This is a genomic window from Marinobacter sp. KMM 10035, assembly GCF_046537445.1.
GTDB lineage: Bacteria > Pseudomonadota > Gammaproteobacteria > Pseudomonadales > Oleiphilaceae > Marinobacter > Marinobacter sediminicola.
Genome location: NZ_JBBVMG010000004.1, coordinates 124,260 through 142,206, shown reverse-complemented (window position 1 = coordinate 142,206; position 17,947 = coordinate 124,260). Strand labels below are relative to the sequence as shown.

At 53.8% G+C, this 17,947-nt stretch carries 21 protein-coding genes; 16 read left to right on the top strand and 5 right to left on the bottom strand.

Features of this window, described 5'->3' with window-relative positions; all coding sequences use genetic code 11:
* Positions 1–12: 12 nt before the first annotated feature.
* From rpsN to rplQ, 14 genes are all read left to right on the top strand, one after another.
* Positions 13–318 carry a 30S ribosomal protein S14 gene (gene rpsN / locus AADB16_RS17600; RefSeq protein ID WP_041341451.1) on the top strand — a complete coding sequence of 102 codons (306 nt, stop codon included), beginning with the start codon at positions 13–15 and terminating at the stop codon, positions 316–318.
* 89 nt (positions 319–407) lie between these two features.
* A complete protein-coding gene (gene rpsH / locus AADB16_RS17595) occupies positions 408–800 on the top strand; it encodes a 30S ribosomal protein S8 (protein ID WP_200204920.1) in 393 nt (130 codons plus the stop codon).
* A 9-nt stretch (positions 801–809) separates the two neighbouring features.
* The gene (rplF, locus tag AADB16_RS17590) at positions 810–1,343 is read left to right on the top strand and encodes a 50S ribosomal protein L6 (RefSeq protein WP_200204919.1); all 534 of its coding nucleotides are present in this window, start codon (positions 810–812) and stop codon (positions 1,341–1,343) included.
* 9 nt (positions 1,344–1,352) lie between these two features.
* Entirely contained in the window at positions 1,353–1,700 is a 348-nt protein-coding gene (gene rplR, locus AADB16_RS17585) for a 50S ribosomal protein L18 (protein ID WP_410805163.1), read from the top strand.
* A 12-nt stretch (positions 1,701–1,712) separates the two neighbouring features.
* A complete protein-coding gene (rpsE, locus tag AADB16_RS17580; RefSeq protein ID WP_144780214.1) occupies positions 1,713–2,213 on the top strand; it encodes a 30S ribosomal protein S5 in 501 nt (166 codons plus the stop codon).
* A 4-nt stretch (positions 2,214–2,217) separates the two neighbouring features.
* Complete coding sequence (rpmD, locus tag AADB16_RS17575) at positions 2,218–2,406, top strand: 50S ribosomal protein L30 (protein WP_298453377.1); 189 nt, start codon at positions 2,218–2,220, stop codon at positions 2,404–2,406.
* 1 nt (position 2,407) lies between these two features.
* The gene (rplO, locus tag AADB16_RS17570; RefSeq protein WP_410805160.1) at positions 2,408–2,842 is read left to right on the top strand and encodes a 50S ribosomal protein L15; all 435 of its coding nucleotides are present in this window, start codon (positions 2,408–2,410) and stop codon (positions 2,840–2,842) included.
* 17 nt (positions 2,843–2,859) lie between these two features.
* Positions 2,860–4,182 (top strand): preprotein translocase subunit SecY, encoded by a 1,323-nt coding sequence (secY, locus tag AADB16_RS17565; protein WP_100641179.1) that lies wholly within the window; start codon positions 2,860–2,862, stop codon positions 4,180–4,182.
* 31 nt (positions 4,183–4,213) lie between these two features.
* The gene (gene rpmJ / locus AADB16_RS17560; RefSeq protein WP_008174902.1) at positions 4,214–4,327 is read left to right on the top strand and encodes a 50S ribosomal protein L36; all 114 of its coding nucleotides are present in this window, start codon (positions 4,214–4,216) and stop codon (positions 4,325–4,327) included.
* A gap of 142 nt (positions 4,328–4,469) precedes the next feature.
* Entirely contained in the window at positions 4,470–4,826 is a 357-nt protein-coding gene (gene rpsM / locus AADB16_RS17555) for a 30S ribosomal protein S13 (protein ID WP_200204915.1), read from the top strand.
* Between the two features lie 13 nt (positions 4,827–4,839).
* Entirely contained in the window at positions 4,840–5,229 is a 390-nt protein-coding gene (gene rpsK / locus AADB16_RS17550) for a 30S ribosomal protein S11 (protein ID WP_044387623.1), read from the top strand.
* A gap of 18 nt (positions 5,230–5,247) precedes the next feature.
* A complete protein-coding gene (gene rpsD / locus AADB16_RS17545; protein WP_298453361.1) occupies positions 5,248–5,868 on the top strand; it encodes a 30S ribosomal protein S4 in 621 nt (206 codons plus the stop codon).
* A 35-nt stretch (positions 5,869–5,903) separates the two neighbouring features.
* Positions 5,904–6,908: a DNA-directed RNA polymerase subunit alpha gene (locus tag AADB16_RS17540; RefSeq protein ID WP_200204913.1), complete on the top strand. Its 1,005-nt coding sequence runs from the start codon at positions 5,904–5,906 to the stop codon at positions 6,906–6,908.
* 33 nt (positions 6,909–6,941) lie between these two features.
* Positions 6,942–7,340 carry a 50S ribosomal protein L17 gene (gene rplQ / locus AADB16_RS17535; protein ID WP_200204912.1) on the top strand — a complete coding sequence of 133 codons (399 nt, stop codon included), beginning with the start codon at positions 6,942–6,944 and terminating at the stop codon, positions 7,338–7,340.
* A 211-nt stretch (positions 7,341–7,551) separates the two neighbouring features.
* On the opposite strand, the gene uvrA is transcribed toward rplQ, so the two are convergent.
* Entirely contained in the window at positions 7,552–10,395 is a 2,844-nt protein-coding gene (uvrA, locus tag AADB16_RS17530; protein ID WP_410805155.1) for an excinuclease ABC subunit UvrA, read from the bottom strand.
* A 176-nt stretch (positions 10,396–10,571) separates the two neighbouring features.
* Here uvrA and AADB16_RS17525 point away from each other — a divergent pair, with 176 nt between their 5' ends.
* Both AADB16_RS17525 and ssb read left to right on the top strand, forming a co-directional pair.
* Positions 10,572–11,942, top strand: a complete 1,371-nt coding sequence (locus AADB16_RS17525; RefSeq protein ID WP_309045823.1) for an MFS transporter — start codon at positions 10,572–10,574, stop codon at positions 11,940–11,942.
* Positions 11,943–11,999: 57 nt separating this feature from the next.
* Positions 12,000–12,551, top strand: a complete 552-nt coding sequence (ssb, locus tag AADB16_RS17520) for a single-stranded DNA-binding protein (RefSeq protein WP_410805153.1) — start codon at positions 12,000–12,002, stop codon at positions 12,549–12,551.
* Between the two features lie 66 nt (positions 12,552–12,617).
* Here the strand turns inward: ssb and glnG are convergent, their stop codons facing one another.
* From glnG to glnA, 4 genes are all read right to left on the bottom strand, one after another.
* Positions 12,618–14,042 carry a nitrogen regulation protein NR(I) gene (gene glnG, locus AADB16_RS17515; protein ID WP_410805151.1) on the bottom strand — a complete coding sequence of 475 codons (1,425 nt, stop codon included), beginning with the start codon at positions 14,040–14,042 and terminating at the stop codon, positions 12,618–12,620.
* Positions 14,039–15,136 (bottom strand): nitrogen regulation protein NR(II), encoded by a 1,098-nt coding sequence (gene glnL / locus AADB16_RS17510; RefSeq protein ID WP_410805149.1) that lies wholly within the window; start codon positions 15,134–15,136, stop codon positions 14,039–14,041. The genes glnG and glnL overlap by 4 nt, the downstream gene beginning before the upstream one ends.
* Before the next feature lie 281 nt (positions 15,137–15,417).
* Positions 15,418–15,942, bottom strand: coding sequence for a DUF4124 domain-containing protein (locus AADB16_RS17505; RefSeq protein ID WP_410805147.1), 525 nt, complete (start codon positions 15,940–15,942; stop codon positions 15,418–15,420).
* 217 nt (positions 15,943–16,159) lie between these two features.
* Positions 16,160–17,563 (bottom strand): glutamate--ammonia ligase, encoded by a 1,404-nt coding sequence (glnA, locus tag AADB16_RS17500; protein WP_410805145.1) that lies wholly within the window; start codon positions 17,561–17,563, stop codon positions 16,160–16,162.
* Between the last annotated feature and the right edge of the window lie 384 nt (positions 17,564–17,947).

Genomic DNA, 17,947 nt, shown 5'->3' with positions numbered 1-17,947 from the left:
GGAACGAGAGTAATGGCTAAGGTTTCAATGAAAAACCGTGAGCTGAAGCGCGAACAAACTGTTGCGAAGTTTGCAGCGAAGCGCGCTGAGCTCAAGGCGATTATCAAGAACCCAAATACCAGCGATGATGACCGTTGGGATGCACAGATGAAGCTCCAGCAGCTTCCTCGTGATGCTTCTCCATCGCGTCTTCGTAATCGTTGCCAGGTGACTGGTCGTCCCCATGGCGTTCTGCGCAAGTTCGAACTTTCACGGATTAAACTCCGTGAGTACGGCATGCGTGGCGACGTTCCGGGCCTGACCAAGGCAAGCTGGTAAGATAGGTATCCTGGCTTAGGTCGGGATGTCTGTTGGTAAGCGGTGCGGCGCGCCGCTGCACAACTAAAAAGATCAGGAGCCTCATACCAATGAGCATGCAAGACACGCTTGCGGATATGGTAACCCGTATTCGCAACGCACAGATGGCATCGAAAGCAGACGTTACGATGCCGTCTTCAAAGATGAAGATCTCAGTAGCCCAGGTTCTCAAAGACGAAGGCTATGTTGCAGATTTTTCCGTTACAGCCGATGTTAAGCCTGAGTTGACTATCACGCTCAAGTATTTCGGTGGTAAGCCGGTTATTGAACAGATTAAGCGGGTTAGCCGCCCAAGTCTGCGTCAGTACAAAGGCGCTGGGGAACTGCCGAAGGTATCCGGTGGTTTAGGAGTCGCGATAGTCTCTACGTCCAAGGGCGTTATGACTGACCGCGCCGCACGAGCTGCTGGCGTGGGTGGCGAAGTCATCTGCACCGTATTCTAGGAGAATCACATGTCCAGGGTTGCCAATAATCCTGTCGTGCTGCCTTCCGGTGTTGAGGTTAAGCTGAACGGCCAGGAAATTAGTGTTAAGGGCTCCAAAGGAGCTCTTGAATTTTCGATTCACCAAGCGGTTGAAGTAAAACAGGAAGAGAATCTTCTGCGTTTTGCTGCTCGCGATGGTGCCCAAAAGTCCCGCGCTCTTGCTGGTACAACCCGCGCGCTGGTCAACAATATGGTGACCGGTGTATCCGCAGGCTTCGAGCGTAAGCTCCAGCTCGTCGGTGTTGGTTATCGGGCCCAAGCGCAAGGTACGAAGCTCAATTTGACTCTGGGTTTTTCTCACCCGGTTTCCTATGAGCTGCCCGAGGGGATTACCGTTGAAACTCCGTCCAATACGGAAGTAGTTATTCGCGGTATCGACAAGCAACAGGTTGGCCACGTCGCTGCGGAAATCCGCGCGTTCCGTCCGCCCGAGCCTTATAAGGGCAAAGGTGTTCGGTATGCGGATGAGCAGGTAAGACGCAAAGAAGCCAAGAAGAAATAAGGCGGGACTATGAGCGCGAATAACGAAAGATTGCGTCGCGCACGCAAAGTGCGCATGAAGATCCGTGAGCTGGGTACGACACGTTTGTGCGTTCACCGCACTCCGCGTCACATGTACGCCCAGGTTACGACAGCAGATGGCAGTCAGGTTTTAGCCACTGCCTCCACGTTGGATAAGGAATTGCGCCAGGGTGCAACCGGTAACGTGGATGCCGCCAAGAAGGTTGGTCAGCTTATCGCTGAGCGTGCCAGGGCGGCAGGTGTGGAGCAGGTAGCATTTGACCGCTCCGGTTACCGTTATCACGGACGCGTACAGGCTTTGGCCGATGCAGCCCGTGAAGCTGGCTTGCAATTCTAAGAGGTGGAGAAGATGAGCGTTAACGATCAGAAGGCGCCTGAGCTCCAGGAAAAGCTGGTTCAGGTGAATCGCGTTGCTAAAGTGGTCAAGGGCGGTCGCGTTTTTGCGTTCACCGCGCTGAGCGTTGTCGGTGACGGAAAAGGACGCGTTGGCTTTGGTCGCGGTAAGGCACGTGAAGTGCCTGTGGCGATTCAGAAGGCGATGGAAGCTGCACGTAAGAACATGGTAGATATTCCGCTTGACGGTACTACCCTGCAGTACGCAGTTCGGGCCCAGCATGGTGGCTCCAAGGTGTACATGCAGCCAGCGTCTGAAGGTACAGGAATCATTGCCGGTGGTGCAATGCGTGCTGTGTTGGAGGTTGCAGGGGTTCAGAACGTACTGTCCAAGTGTTACGGGTCTACCAACCCGGTGAACGTGGTACGTTCCACCATCAAGGGTCTTCAGGCGACACAAGCGCCTGAGGATATTGCAGCCAAGCGCGGTAAATCCGTCGAAGAAATTCTGGGTTGAAGTCATGGCGAACGCAAATACGATCAAAGTAACTCTGACCCGCAGCCCAATCGGCTGCCAGCCTAAGCACAAGCTTTGTGTGAAGGGCCTGGGTCTTCGTAAAATCGGTCACACCGTTGAAGTAGAAGATACTCCTTCTATTCGCGGCATGATCAACCGGGTAGATTACCTGGTTCGGGTTGAGGAGAACTAAGATGCGTCTGAACGAGCTTAGTCCAGAACCCGGTTCACGTCCCGCCGCCAAGCGTGTTGGTCGTGGTATCGGTAGCGGCCTCGGTAAAACTGGCGGTCGCGGTCACAAGGGTCTGAAATCCCGTTCCGGTGGCAGTGTTGCCCCTGGTTTCGAGGGTGGTCAGCAGCCTTTGGCTCGTCGTCTGCCGAAGTTTGGCTTTACATCGCGTCAACAGCGCTATGTTGCCGAGATTCGATTGAACGAGTTGGCCAAGGTTGAAGGCGATATTGTGGATCTTGCAGCGCTTAAGAAGGCTGACATCATCCGCGAAGAAATTCGCGAAGCTAAGGTTATTCTGTCCGGCGAACTTGACCGCGCAGTAACTGTAAAGGGACTTCGTGTAACCAAAGGCGCGCGCGAGGCAATTTCTGCCGCGGGTGGCAAAGTCGAAGACTAAGGCGAGTCGAGGACTAAATGGCGAAGAACGCATCATTGCCTGCGGGCGCGGGAAAAGGACTTGCTGAGCTGAAATCCAGGCTCTGGTTTGTCTTCCTGGCATTGCTGGTGTACCGGATCGGTGCCCACATCCCGGTGCCAGGAATAAACCCCGACCGTTTGGCGGCACTGTTCGAACAGAATCAGGGCACGATCCTGAGTATGTTCAACATGTTCTCAGGTGGTGCGCTCGAGCGCATGAGTATCTTCGCTCTCGGTATCATGCCGTATATCTCCGCCTCGATTATCATGCAGCTCATGACTGCGGTAAGTCCGCAGCTTGAGCAGCTGAAAAAAGAGGGTGAGGCTGGACGTCGTAAGATAAGCCAGTATACGCGGTACGGTACGGTTCTCCTGGCTCTGGTTCAGGGTTTTGGTATTTCTGTTGGTCTTGCCTCTCAAGGCGTCACCTTTAACGATAGTTTCAGCTTTCACTTTGTGGCGGTTGTGTCTTTTGTCAGTGGTGCAGTCTTCATGATGTGGCTAGGTGAGCAGATTACTGAGCGTGGTGTCGGTAACGGCATCTCCCTGCTGATTTTTGCAGGTATTGTTGCTGGGCTTCCCGGCGCAATAGGCCAGACTCTGGAGCAGGCTCGTAACGGTGAAATGAGCCTGTTGGTGGTTCTGGGTATCGGCATTCTTGCTATTGCAGTAGTGGGCTTCGTGGTCTTCATGGAGCGTGGTCAGCGGCGTTTGACTATCAACTATGCAAAACGGCAGCAAGGCCGCCGGGTATTTGCCCAGCAATCCAGTCATTTGCCTTTGAAAGTGAATATGGCCGGGGTTATCCCGCCCATCTTTGCTTCGTCCATTCTGCTGTTCCCGGCTTCCCTCGGGCAGTGGTTTGGTCAGGGCGAAGGCATGGAGTGGCTCAGTGATATTTCCCAGGCATTGGCGCCAAGCCAACCGTTATACATTATTCTGTTTGCAGCAGCGGTGGTATTCTTCTGCTTCTTCTATACAGCCTTGATGTATAACCCGAAAGAAGTTGCGGATAATCTCAAGCGCTCTGGCGCATTTATACCGGGCATTCGTCCGGGCGATCAGACAGCCAAATATATTGATGGCGTTCTGACTCGTCTGACCCTGTTCGGTGCAATGTACATTGCAGCAGTTTCTCTGTTCCCTCAGTTTCTGATGGTGGCCGGGAATGTTCCGTTCTATCTGGGCGGCACCTCACTGCTGATTGTTGTAGTCGTGGTGATGGATTTCATGGCGCAGGTTCAGTCGCACCTGATGTCGCATCAGTATGAATCGCTGATGAAGAAGTCCAATCTCAAGGGCTATGGACGGAACGGGTAACACCCGTTCCCCTTGAAAACTGGAGTCGACAATGAAAGTACGCGCTTCGGTAAAGAAAATTTGCCGTAACTGCAAAGTAATTCGTCGCAATGGCTCAGTAAGAGTCATTTGCTCGGAGCCTCGCCACAAGCAGCGTCAGGGCTAATTCCTTCGGGAACTAACCTGGTTGCAAAAGAGGTTCGTAATGATGGCGCTTGACTCGATGCCGAGTCAGGCGCTATTATTTCGCGCCCCATTTTTGTGGCGGAAAATTCACACAGCAAAGCTTTGAACGCGGAGTAATTTGGATGGCACGTATAGCCGGTGTCAATATACCCGATCACAAACATGCTGTTATCTCGCTGACTTACATCTTTGGTGTTGGCAAGACAACAGCCCAGAAGCTTTGCGATGCAACCGGTGTTAAGCCGGACGTCAAGGTCAAAGACCTGTCCGACGAGCAACTTGAGACACTTCGTACTGAAGTGGGTAAGGTAATCGTTGAAGGCGATCTGCGTCGTGAAGTACAGATGAACATTAAGCGTTTGAAGGATCTCGGATGTCACCGTGGTCTGCGCCACCGTCATGGACTTCCAGTCCGTGGTCAGCGCACCAAGACCAACGCACGCACCCGTAAAGGTCCTCGCAAACCTATTCGTAAGTAACAGGTAGGCAAACATGGCAAAGCCAGGTACACGTACCCGTAAAAAGGTGAAAAAGACCGTTGTTGATGGCGTCGCGCACATACACGCGTCCTTCAACAACACGATCGTGACCATTTCTGACCGTCAGGGCAACGTCCTGTCCTGGGCCACCTCTGGTGGTTCTGGTTTTCGTGGGTCACGTAAGAGCACACCTTTTGCTGCGCAGGTAGCAGCTGAAAGAGCCGGTAACGCGGCTGCTGAATACGGCCTTAAAAACCTGGACGTAGAGGTTAAGGGTCCCGGGCCCGGACGTGAGTCTGCAGTTCGTGCATTGAATTCGTGCGGCTACAAGATCACTAACATCACAGATGTGACGCCGATTCCCCATAACGGCTGTCGTCCGCCTAAAAAGCGCCGCGTCTAACACAGGAGACAGTGAATTATGGCTCGTTATATAGGCCCGAAGTGCAAACTGTCTCGTCGTGAAGGGACAGATCTTTTTCTGAAGAGCGGTGTTCGCGCGCTGGATTCCAAGTGCAACATCGAGACTCCACCAGGTATGCACGGCGCACGTCGCAGCCGTCTGTCTGAATATGGCGTTCAGCTTCGTGAAAAGCAGAAGGTTCGTCGTATTTACGGTGTACTGGAAAAGCAATTCCGCAACTATTACAAAGAGGCGGCTCGTTTGAAGGGTGCAACGGGTGAGAACCTGCTGCAACTTCTTGAGACGCGTCTTGACAACGTTGCATACCGCATGGGTTTTGGTTCTACCCGTGCTGAATCCCGACAGCTCGTCTCTCACAAGGCGATTCTGGTTAACGACAAGGTAGTGAATATTCCTTCCTACAAAGTCAAGCCAGGCGATGTTGTGAGCGTGCGTGAGAAAGCCAGAAACCAGTTGCGTGTTAAAGGCGCTCTGGAACTTTCTGCAAGCCGTGCACCGGTGAGCTGGGTAGAGGTCGACGCCACTAAGATGTCCGGCGTTTACAAGTCAGTGCCTGAGCGTACTGAATTGCCGGCCGACATCAACGAGAACCTCATCGTCGAGCTTTACTCCAAGTAAAGCCTGATAAGCAACGATAGTAGATAGGGGCGTCTATGCAGCGTTCAGTACAAGAGTTATTGACACCTCGTACCATTGACGTGAAAGAATCCAGTGCGATGCGCGCTAAAGTTACTCTGGAGCCTCTGGAAAGAGGCTTTGGACATACTTTGGGAAGTGCGCTGCGCCGCATTCTCTTGTCTTCGATGCCGGGCTGCGCTGTTACTGAAGCGCAGATCGACGGTGTCTTGCACGAGTACAGCGCGATTGAAGGTGTCCAGGAAGACGTCATTGAGATTCTTCTGAATCTCAAAGGCGTTGCTGTCAAAATGAACGGTCGGGACGACACTGAGCTAACCCTCAGCAAGAAAGGCCCGGGCGTCGTTACAGCTGGTGATATCAAGCTGGATCACGACGTTGAGATTTCCAACCCGGATCATGTGATCTGTCACCTGAGTGAAAAGGGTGAAGTGAACATGCGTCTGCGTGTTGCTCGCGGTCGCGGCTATGAGCCGGCTGATCAGCGTGGTCTCGACGAAGATGAAACCCGCGCCATCGGCCGTCTGCAGCTGGATGCAACCTTCAGTCCGGTTCGCCGTGTAGCCTACTCAGTGGAAAGTGCACGGGTAGAGCAGCGTACCGATCTGGACAAGCTGGTTATTGATTTGGAGACCAATGGAACCATCGATCCGGAAGAAGCAATTCGCCGGGCAGCGACCATTCTCCAGCAGCAACTGGCAGTATTTGTCGATTTTGATCATGAAAAAGAGCCTGAGCGTGTAGAGGAAGAGGAAGAAATTGATCCGATTCTGCTGCGTCCGGTTGATGATCTTGAATTGACGGTACGTTCGGCTAACTGCTTGAAGGCTGAAAATATTTACTACATCGGTGATCTGATCCAGCGCACAGAAGTTGAGCTGTTGAAGACGCCTAACCTTGGTAAGAAGTCGCTCACCGAGATCAAGGACGTTTTGGCGTCCCGTGGTTTGTCTCTGGGAATGCGTCTTGATAACTGGCCACCGGCTAGCCTTCGTGGCGACGACCGGGTTCTGGGCGGTTGATTGCCGATTAGTTTAAGGTAAGGAATCAGAGCAATGCGTCATCGTAAGAGTGGTCGTAAGTTCAGCAGGACCAGTGCGCATCGCAAGGCCATGTTTCGTAACATGACTGCGTCACTGGTTGGTCATGAGCTGATTAAAACAACGCTGCCGAAAGCCAAAGAGCTTCGTCGTGTAGCCGAGCCTTTGATCACGCTCGCCAAAGTAGATTCGGTAGCGAATCGTCGTCTGGCGTTTTCTCGCCTGCGCGACGACGCGGCGGTAGCCAAGCTGTTTAATGAGCTTGGTCCCCGTTACAACGAGCGTCCGGGTGGTTACCTTCGTATTCTGAAGTGTGGCTTCCGTGCTGGCGACAATGCCCCTATGGCATTCGTTGAGCTGGTAGGTCGTCCGTTGGACATCGAAGCAGAAGAAGTGGACGAAGGCGACGAGTAATATCGTTCGCTAGCCCACGAAAAAAAGCCGGGTGCCGTAAGGTTCCCGGTTTTTTTTGTGTCTAAAATTTGGTGGTTGATTCGGTGTTTCCTGCGTAGAGGGCTGGCCCGGGGTGGTGGGTTCATTTTCTTTGGAAAAATAACTCGCCTCGCTCAGACATCTTTTTCCGGCAGAAAATGAACCCGCCACCCCAGGCCGAACATACTTTGTGCTAGTTTCCTTTTTGGCCCAGCATTGGTTTCAGGTAGCGACCGGTATGGGACGCAGGGTTTTCCGCAACCTCCTCAGGCGTACCTTCTGCAATGATTTGACCGCCTCCGGAACCGCCTTCCGGGCCCAGGTCGATAACCCAGTCTGCGGTTTTTATTACATCCAGGTTGTGCTCGATAACCACTATGGTGTTGCCGTGATCACGCAGGCGCTGGAGTACGTTTAGCAGTTGCTGGATGTCGTAGAAATGCAATCCCGTAGTTGGTTCGTCGAGTATGTACAGGGTTTTGCCTGTGTCACGCTTTGAGAGCTCTTTGGCAAGCTTTACGCGTTGGGCCTCGCCGCCAGATAGGGTGACTGCGCTCTGCCCAAGGCGGATGTAAGAGAGGCCTACATCGATGAGCGTTTGCAGCTTTCTGGCCAGGAAAGGTACGGCATCGAAAAACTCCCGTCCTTCTTCTACCGTCATGCTTAACACTTCATTGATGTTCTTGCCTTTGTAGCGAACTTCGAGAGTCTCTCGGTTATAGCGTTTGGCTTTGCATACGTCGCAGGGAACGTACACGTCTGGCAGGAAGTGCATTTCTACCTTGATCATGCCGTCGCCTTGGCAAGCTTCGCAGCGGCCACCTTTGACGTTGAACGAGAAACGCCCCGGTTTGTAGCCCCGTGAACGAGCTTCCTGGGTTCCAGCGAAGAGTTCGCGGATTGGGGTGAACAGGCCCGTGTAGGTAGCCGGGTTGGAGCGAGGCGTTCGGCCGATTGGGCTTTGATCTATGTCGATCACTTTGTCCAACTGGTCGAGGCCGGTTAGCCCTCTGTATGGCGCGGCGCTCAGGCTGGTTGCTTTGTTCAGCTTGGCGGCGGCGACCGGGTAGAGCGTGCTGTTTATCAAAGTTGATTTGCCGGAGCCTGAGACGCCGGTTATACAGGTCATGATGCCCAAGGGTAGTGCCAGCGTGACATCTTGCAGGTTGTTGCCAGTGGCGCCTGCCAGTGTGAGAGTTTCACCATTACCCCTGTGTCGGATAGCCGGTATGGCTATTTCTTTGACTCCGCTGAGGTATTGGCCGGTCAGCGAGTCCGGATTGGCAAGAATGTCAGCAGGGGTGCCTTGGGCGATTATCTGGCCCCCATGAACTCCGGCGCCAGGCCCGATGTCGATAACATGGTCGGCCGCTCGTATGGCGTCTTCATCATGTTCGACAACGATGACGGTGTTGCCCAGGTCGCGAAGGTGGGTAAGGGTGCTCAACAGCCGATCATTGTCCCGCTGATGAAGCCCGATGGAGGGTTCATCCAATATGTACATGACCCCTACGAGGCCGGCGCCGATCTGGCTCGCGAGCCTGATTCGTTGGGCCTCGCCGCCAGACAGGGTGTCTGCGCTGCGCTCCAGTGTCAGATATTCAAGTCCCACGTTTACCAAAAACTGCAGGCGCTGGCGTACTTCCTTGGTAATTTTTTCGGCGATCTCGCCTTTGCGGCCGGGTAGGGCGAGCCCGTCGAAATAGGTATAGGCTTCGCCGATAGGAAGGCGTGTGAGGTCGGATATGTTGTGATCTTCAATAAATACGTGGCGAGCGCTGCGCCTAAGTCGTGAGCCGCCGCATTCCTTGCAAGGCTGGGTGCTGAGGTGCCTTGCCAGTTCCTCGCGCACACTTTGGGAATCCGTTTCCCGGTAACGGCGTTCGAGGTTTGGAATAATGCCCTCGAAGGAATGGGAGCGCTCCATGATCTGGCCGCGGGAATTTACATAACGAAATGGAATTTCGTCGGTGCCTGATCCAAACAAAAGCATCGTTCTGAAGTCTTCAGGGAGTTCCTCCCAGGGTGTTTCAAGATCGATCCTGTAGTGCTCTGCTATGTTACCCAGCATCTGGAAGTAATAGACCGCCCGTCGATCCCAGCCTTTGATAGCGCCGGCTGCAAGCGTGGATTCCGGGTGCTGTACGATTTTTTCGGCATCAAAAAACTGTTTAACGCCCAGTCCGTCGCAGGTAGGGCAAGCTCCCGCCGGGTTGTTGAAGGAAAACAACTTGGGTTCAAGTTCGCTTAGCGCGTAACCGCACTGTGTGCAGGCGTATTTCGCTGAAAAGGTCTGTTCCTCTCCTTCGCTGCCTGTGTCGGCATCCATTGGTGCAACCAACGCGATGCCATCGGCAAGCCCCAGCGCCGTCTCAAAACTCTCAGCCAGTCGCTGTTCCTGTCCGGGCTTTACCTTGAAGCGGTCGACTACCACGTCAATCTGGTGTTTACGTTTTTTGTCGAGTGCCGGCACATCATCAATGTCGTAAACGATTCCATCGACTCGCAATCGGATAAATCCCTGGCTGCGCATGGTCTCAACAATCTGCAGGTGTTCACCTTTACGATCGCGGATCACCGGCGCAAGGATCATGAGCTTGCTGTCCTCGGGCATCGCCAGCACTTGATCCACCATCTGGCTGACGGTCTGGGCTTCGAGGGCTTGCCCGTGCTCCGGGCATCGGGGTTCGCCCGCGCGGGCGAACATCAGCCGCAGGTAGTCGTAGATTTCAGTAATTGTGCCGACTGTCGAGCGAGGGTTGTGGGATGTGGACTTCTGCTCGATAGAGATGGCAGGGGAAAGCCCTTCGATGTGGTCTACATCGGGTTTCTCCATCATCGACAAAAATTGGCGAGCGTAGGTGGACAAGGATTCCACATAGCGTCGCTGCCCTTCAGCGTACAGCGTATCGAATGCCAGGGACGACTTGCCTGAGCCTGACAGCCCGGTGATGACGATCAGTTTGTCCCTCGGGATATCCAGGTCGATGTTCTTCAGGTTGTGGGTACGTGCCCCTTTGATCTGGATATGATCCATAACACCTCTCGTAGAGAAAAAACGGGAATTATACCGTGTTACGCCGGCTGCGGCGAAAGTGTCGGTAAGTGGTAGCTGTGCCTCGCTGGGGAACCTTCTGTTACAATGCGCCGCCTGCGAAAAATATGTTCTTTTGCATGATTATGCTTGAAGCCCAGAGGGAGGAGCCTACTGCCATGAATTCGCTGGAAAAACGCTCCGTATTTGCGCTGGCGTCAGTGTATGCCGTGCGCATGCTCGGGTTGTTCATGATCATGCCCGTGTTTATGTTGCTGGGTGACGGCCTGGAGGGCGCCACTCCTGCACTGTTAGGCTTTGCCATCGGCGCTTATGGACTGAGCCAGGCCCTGCTGCAGATTCCATTTGGTCTGCTTTCAGATCGTGTGGGCCGCAAGCGCATGATCTATATCGGACTGCTTCTGTTCGCGGCTGGCAGCATACTGGCAGGTTCCGCAGATTCGATATACGTTGTTATTGCTGGGCGGATTCTTCAGGGCGCCGGGGCTATTGCCAGTGTTCTCATGGCACTGCTCAGTGACCTTACCCGAGAAGAGCAACGAACCAAAGCCATGGCCACGGTTGGCATCTCAATTGGCCTGTCATTTTCTGTTTCTCTAGTAGTTGGCCCCTTGCTGGGTTCCGTTTGGGGGCTGTCGGGAATTTTCTACGCCACCGCTGCGTTGGCCATGGTAGCTCTGCTCATTGTGAGTCGCGTGGTGCCTACACCCCATCAACACAAGGTCAGTGCTGATACTCATCCCGCTAAAGCCATGTTGGGGCGGGTTTTGTCTGATAAACGCCTTCTACGGCTCGATTTCGGTATTTTCGCTCTGCATCTTGTGCTTACTTCGTTGTTTTTGGTTTTTCCTTCGGTGTTGCAGAATCAGCTTGGGCTTGCCAGCGGCTCACATTGGTGGTTTTACCTGAGTGTGATGATCACCTCATTTTTTGCCATGGTGCCCTTTATCATTATTGGCGAGAAAAAGCGCATGATGAAGCCTGTGCTCTGTGGCGCTATTGCGCTCCTTGTCGTGGCGACGGCAGGGCTTTCCAAAGTGTCTGCTGGCCTTGTCTTCGCCTGGGTTGTGATGTTTTTCTTTTTTATGGCCTTTAATTTGCTGGAGGCAAGCCTACCTTCGCTGATCAGTAAAGAAGCGCCGGCGGCCAGCAAGGGAACGGCTATGGGAGTGTATTCTACCTCTCAGTTTTTGGGCGCCTTCATGGGTGGAGCCTTTGGTGGCTACCTGCTGCAGCAGGTTGGAATTGAAGGGGTTGTCTGGTTTATGGTGGCCATTTTGGGGCTATGGTTACTGGTCGCTTTGACCATGCCTGCGCCGGGTCACACCTCAGGTTTCGTGGTACAGTTGCGGGATATGGTCGGCGACCAGTACGACGTTGTTGATGGCAGTCTGCGCCGCCTACCCGGTGTGCAGGATGTGGTCATTATTGAGAATGCTGCCACGGCCTATCTTAAGGTGGACCGACAGCACTTTGATGAGACATTACTTGCGGATTTTCCATTCGTCCGGCAGGGTAATAATTCTTGAAATCCGGAGGCTCGCAAGGAGTGCGAGTGTCGCTGAAAACAGAATCAGGAGCAGAACATGGCAAGAGGCGTAAACAAAGTTATTCTTATCGGGAATCTCGGGCAGGATCCGGATACTCGTTACACCCCGAACGGCAACGCCGTGGTGAACCTGACTCTTGCGACGGATGAGAGCTACAAGGATCGCCAGACAGGTCAGATGGTCCCAAAAACCGAATGGCACCGCATTGTCATGTTTGGAAAAATTGCCGAAATTGCCGGGCAGTACCTGCGGAAAGGCTCTAAAGTCTATATCGAAGGCAAGCTGCAGACGCGCAAATGGCAGAACAAGGAAGGCCAGGATGTTTACACCACTGAGGTGGTCGTCGACATTAATGGTCAGATGCAGATGCTGGATAGTCGTAGTGGTGGCGAAGGTGGTATGAGCCAAGGGGCACCTGCCGGGCGCCCTCAGCAGCAATCAGTACCTGCTGCGCAGGCCCAGAATAACCCCCCGCAGTCCGGTGCCTATAACCAAGGTTATAATCAGGGTCAAAACCAGGGCCAGCCAGCACAGGGCAGCAGTATGCCAGAGCCGGTAGATGATTTTGATGATGATATCCCGTTCTAGGCTCTGGTGATTTCATTTTGTAAAGAAAAACGGCTACTCAGGTAGTCGTTTTTAGTTTTTGTAAGTCTAGTCTTCTTCGGTGCGATCCATGCCCAGCTCATTGATTTTACGAGTCAGGGTATTTCGTCCCCAGCCAAGGAGAACCGAGGCGTCCCGACGCTTTCCACCTGTGTATTCCAGTGCTGTCTCGATCATGATTTTTTCAAATTCCGGCATGGCGGATTCGAGAATGGCTGTTTCTCCTCGTCTCAGTTCCTGATGAGCCCAGTTCTTTAGTCCTTCCTGCCAAGTAGCACCAGCCATGGGCTGCTCGCCCTGGTGGCGCAGTTCGGGAGGCAGGTCATTGATATGCACCTCGCGCCCACTGGCCATCACCGTTAGCCACCGGCAAACATTCTCAAGCTGTCGTACGTTACCGGGCCAAGGCAAGGTGGTGAGGTAACTCTGTGTTTCTGGCCGCAGAATTTTTGGTTCAACCTTCAGTTCATTAGCGGCCCGCTGCAAAAAATGCTGCATAAGCCGATGGATATCTTCGCGGCGCTCGGCCAGTTTCGGTAGGTGCACGCGAATAACGTTCAGGCGATGGAAGAGGTCTTCCCGGAATTCCCCCGACTCTACGAGTTTCTCCAGATTCTGGTGGGTGGCGGCGATGATGCGCACATCTACCTTGACGGGTGTGGTACCCCCAACCCGATAAAACTCGCCGTCAGCCAGAACTCGTAGTAGGCGGGTTTGCGTGTCGCCAGGCATATCGCCAATTTCATCAAGAAACAGTGTGCCGCCGTTAGCCTGCTCGAATCGCCCTTGACGTATAGCCGAGGCGCCGGTGAAGGCACCTTTCTCATGGCCGAAGAGTTCAGATTCTATAAGGTCTCTGGGAATCGCCGCCATATTCAGGGCAATGAAAGGAAGCTGTGCCCTTGGGCTGTGGTTGTGCAGGGCTTGAGCAACCAGCTCTTTGCCTGTTCCGCTTTCACCATTGATCAGAACAGTGATGTTGGAGTGTGAGAGCCGACCTATAGCACGAAAAACTTCCTGCATGGCAGGGGCTTCACCGATGATTTCTGTGCTGTGTTGAAGGGCTTCTGTTTTTGGTTTTGAGTCCGCTCGCCGTTCATGGCTGTGAGCCACAGCTCGCATTGCCAGTGCAACGGCATCGTCCACGTCAAAGGGCTTTGGGAGGTACTCGAAAGCCCCGGTCTGATAGCTGGTGACCGCGCTTTCCAGGTCAGAGTGAGCCGTCATGATGATAACGGGTATGTCCGGATAAGCTTCCGTAATTCGTAACAGCAACGCGATGCCGTCTATGCCGGGCATGCGGATGTCGCTGATAATGGCGTCGGGCTGCTCCTGCTCCAGCCGCTTCATGATGGTATCGCCGCTCTCGAAAACGGTGGGCTGCAATCCAGCCTGGACGAGGGCGCGCTCCAGCACCCAGCGAATGCTCCGATCGTCATCGACGATCCAGACCTTGGCGGATTCCTGGTTCATGTGGTGCTCTCCAGAGGCAGGAAGATAATGAAGTCAGTCTGGCCCGGCTCACTCTCGCACTCAACCAGCCCATGGTGTTGGCCGATAATGCTTTGTGTAATGGATAGCCCGAGCCCAGTGCCATTGGCGCGACCGCTGATCATCGGATAGAAAATATTCTGGCGCAGCTCGGGCGCAATCCCCGGTCCGTTGTCGATGATGTCTACCCGGCACGCAAGGCGGTGGCGGTTGGGGCCAATGGACACCTGTCTAAGGGCGCGCGTGCGAAACGTAATGGTGGGAGTTTTGTCATCGCCAAAGTGTTTGGCAGGACTTTCAAATACCGCTTCCATGGCATTGCGGGCAATGTTGAGAAACGCCTGAATCAACAGCTCTTTGTCCCCGGAAAGCTCGGGCAGGCTGGGGTCGTAATCTCGCTGGAATACCACTTTTCCTTTGCTTTCAGCTTCCAGCAGAGTGCGCACGCGCTCAAGGATTTCGTGAATGTTGATTGGTGCCAGTTTCAGGGCTTTGTTGGGGCCCAGCATGCGATCAACCAAGCTGCGTAAGCGGTCGGCCTCATCAATGATTACCCGGGTATATTCCCGGAGGTCTTCGCTGCCCAGTTCCCGGTCAAGAAGTTGTGCAGCGCCGCGAATCCCTCCAAGAGGGTTCTTTATTTCATGGGCCATGCCCCGCACCAGGATGCGAGTGGTTTCCTGCTGGGCGATTAGATCTTCTTCTCGACTTATACGCAGCAGGCGATCCCTGGGCTGAATTTCTACCAGTAATACTGCGGGTGTTTGCTCCAGAGGCGATACAGAGTAGTCCACCATTCGCAGAGAGCCGCTGGCCATAAGGAATTCGGTTTCCCGGCGAGTGTAAGATTGGTTGGTCATCGCTGCTTTGCGCAGGGTCTTAAAGGCCTCATCCGAACCCAGCAGGATGTCACTGAGTGCAAGGCCCGCGCTACGAGTCAAGCTGGTTTCAAACAGATTTTCGGCGGCAGGGTTCAGGTAGCGTATTGTCAGATTGCGCTCCAGCACAATGACTGCTGTGGAGAGGTTGTCCAGCATGTTTTTGAATTGGTTTGCAGATGCTGGGAGGTGTTCCATGGGTGCGTCCTGTTGGCTAAGGCAAGATAGGTTGGGGTGGCGCTTGGCCAGTAACTCCCTGGGCCCTTTCTGGCCGCAATAACAGAGTGCAGCAAAAATCGAACCAATTTCGATAAGTTGATGACTGGGTGTTTAAACCTGCCGCCCTGGGCGCTGTGGCGGCCTGTGAGTGGGGGCGGCCAAAGCAACAGAGGAGCGGACAGGTCGACGTATTACGTCTCTGCTATCCGCGTTATTGTTGCACTATTGCTGCGCGGGCGCACCAAAATGGTGCGTTCGCGTCAGTTCTGAAGAGAGGGGCGGTGAATGGTAAAGCGTATAGGGCTGCCGGTTTTAATCTGAACGCCGTTTCTGTCCACAATATGAATCCCGGCCTCATGTGTGCCGCGAAACACGTTGCGAACGGTGACAGAGCCAGACGCGCTCTGGCCAACGGGCTGACCATCCAGAGTTACTTCATATTTGTGGCCAGATGCAAGCCCGGGTGAGCTGCTCATTTTGAACTGCACGTCGCCGTTGCCAGAGTGGAATGCCTGGTCGTTTTCAGGGTATGTGAAAGAAACGCTCTCGTATATGGAGCCTTCCCGCTTCACTTCTTCTCGCAGCTTGTCGGTTTCCTGAACATTCTGCGGTTTTGGGAGAGTAATGGTTGTCACTGGCTTCACCTTGACCTTTTCAGCACCTTTCGAGGGCTCATCGGAGAAAGTGACATTGCCTTGCGCATCCACGTTGCGGTACACCTCTGCGGTGACCTGCCCTGAGATCAGGAGCATCAGCCCCGCGGTGATTCCAAGCGTTGATTTCATAAGTGCAGCCTACAGTAATATGTAGTCTGATTATCAATGGCCGGGCGGGCCTTTTCAATGCGGTGGTGGGGAGATGATGATTACATATCGTTAAGAGCTGCGGTGTTGTGTCGAGGATCACAAAATCTCGCTACAAAAAAGCCCCGCTTGTGAGAGCGGGGCTTTTGCTAGGACTATTCAGTGCCAGTGCAGCTTTTAGTGGGCTGCGGCAAGACTTTTAGCACGAATAGTAGAGTTCGAACTCAACCGGGTGAGTAGTCATGTTGATACGCTCAACTTCACCGCGCTTCAGGTCAATGTAGCCCTGAATCATATCTTCTGTAAATACTCCACCACGGGTCAGGAACTCATGGTCTGCTTTCAAGGCGTCCAGGGCTTCCTGCAGTGTCTCTGCCACCTTGGGGATGCTTAGCGCTTCTTCTTTCGGCAGGTCGTACAGATCCTTGTCCATGGCGTCGCCAGGGTGAATCTTGTTCTGGATACCATCAAGGCCGGCCATCATCAGCGCAGCAAACGCCAGGTATGGGTTGGCAGCCGGATCAGGGAAGCGCACTTCCACACGGCGTGCTTTCGGGCTAGTGACATACGGAATACGGATGGATGCAGAGCGGTTGCGCGCAGAATAAGCCAGCATGACTGGCGCTTCGTAATGGGGAACCAGGCGCTTATAGCTGTTTGTGGCCGGGTTGGTGAACGCGTTCAAGGCTTTGGCGTGTTTGATGATCCCGCCAACGTAGAACAGCGCCATTTCACTCAGGCCCGCATAGCTGTCGCCTGCAAACAGGTTTTTGCCGTCTTTGTTCAAGCTCATGTGGACGTGCATGCCTGAGCCGTTATCACCGACTACCGGCTTGGGCATGAAGGTCGCAGTTTTGCCGTAGGCGTGGGCAACGTTGTGTACGCAGTACTTAAGAATTTGAACTTCGTCTGCTTTTTTGGTCAGTGTGTTTGGGCCAACACCGATTTCACACTGGCCAGCTGTTCCCACTTCATGGTGGTGTACTTCAATAACCAGGCCCATGGATTCCATAGCTGCGCACATTGCGCCCCGCAGGTCGTGCAGACTGTCGACGGGTGGTACGGGGAAATAACCGCCTTTCACACCAGGGCGGTGGCCGATGTTGTTGCCATTAAAGTCGTCGCCGGAAACCCAGGCCGCTTCTTCAGAGTGAAGCGAATACATGGAGCCCTGCATATCGGTTTTCCACTTGGCCGAATCGAAAACGAAAAATTCCGGCTCCGGGCCAAACAGCGCGCCGTCTGCGATGCCTGTGGATTTCAGGTATTCCTCTGCCCGGCGGGCAACAGAGCGTGGGTCCCGCTCATAGCCTTGCATGGTAGAAGGCTCAACAATGTCGCAGGTGATGTTGACGGTGCTTTCTTCGGTGAAGGGGTCAAGTACGGAGCTGCTGTCATCCGGCATCAGGATCATGTCGGATTCGTTGATGCCTTTCCAGCCGGCAATGGAGGAGCCGTCAAACATCTTGCCTTCGGCGAAGAAGTCTTCGTTGACTTCAGTTGCAGGTATGGTGACGTGCTGCTCTTTACCGCGGCTGTCGGTGAAGCGCATATCAACCCACTTCACTTCGTGCTCTTTAATCAAATCAACTGTCTTGGACATGTGCATGCTCCGTATGTATTCCCGCACCGCGGGCGTATTCGTGATCTTTGTTCCGGATCGCTCTGTGGGGGCTTAACTCCGGTCTGGTATACAGGTCTGCGCAGCTTAACAAAAGCTGTTGGTTCTTACCTTCACATTTGCGCTGAGCAGAAGGTTTAAAAAACCTGATAGGTGGATTAAAGCAAGGCGCTTGCCAGTTTTGAATGGTTGCCCAGGATCTGAACATTTATGGCGTCTTTGGGCGGTACTCGGAGCTGGCGGCGACGGGAGTGATTGGCTTAACGGGCACGATGTGCGCCATAATGGTGCGAGAGGCGAGGCTGGCTCGACATTCTGCACCAAGTTGGTGCGATGAGATCGCTTCGTGAAATTGATTAAGAAATA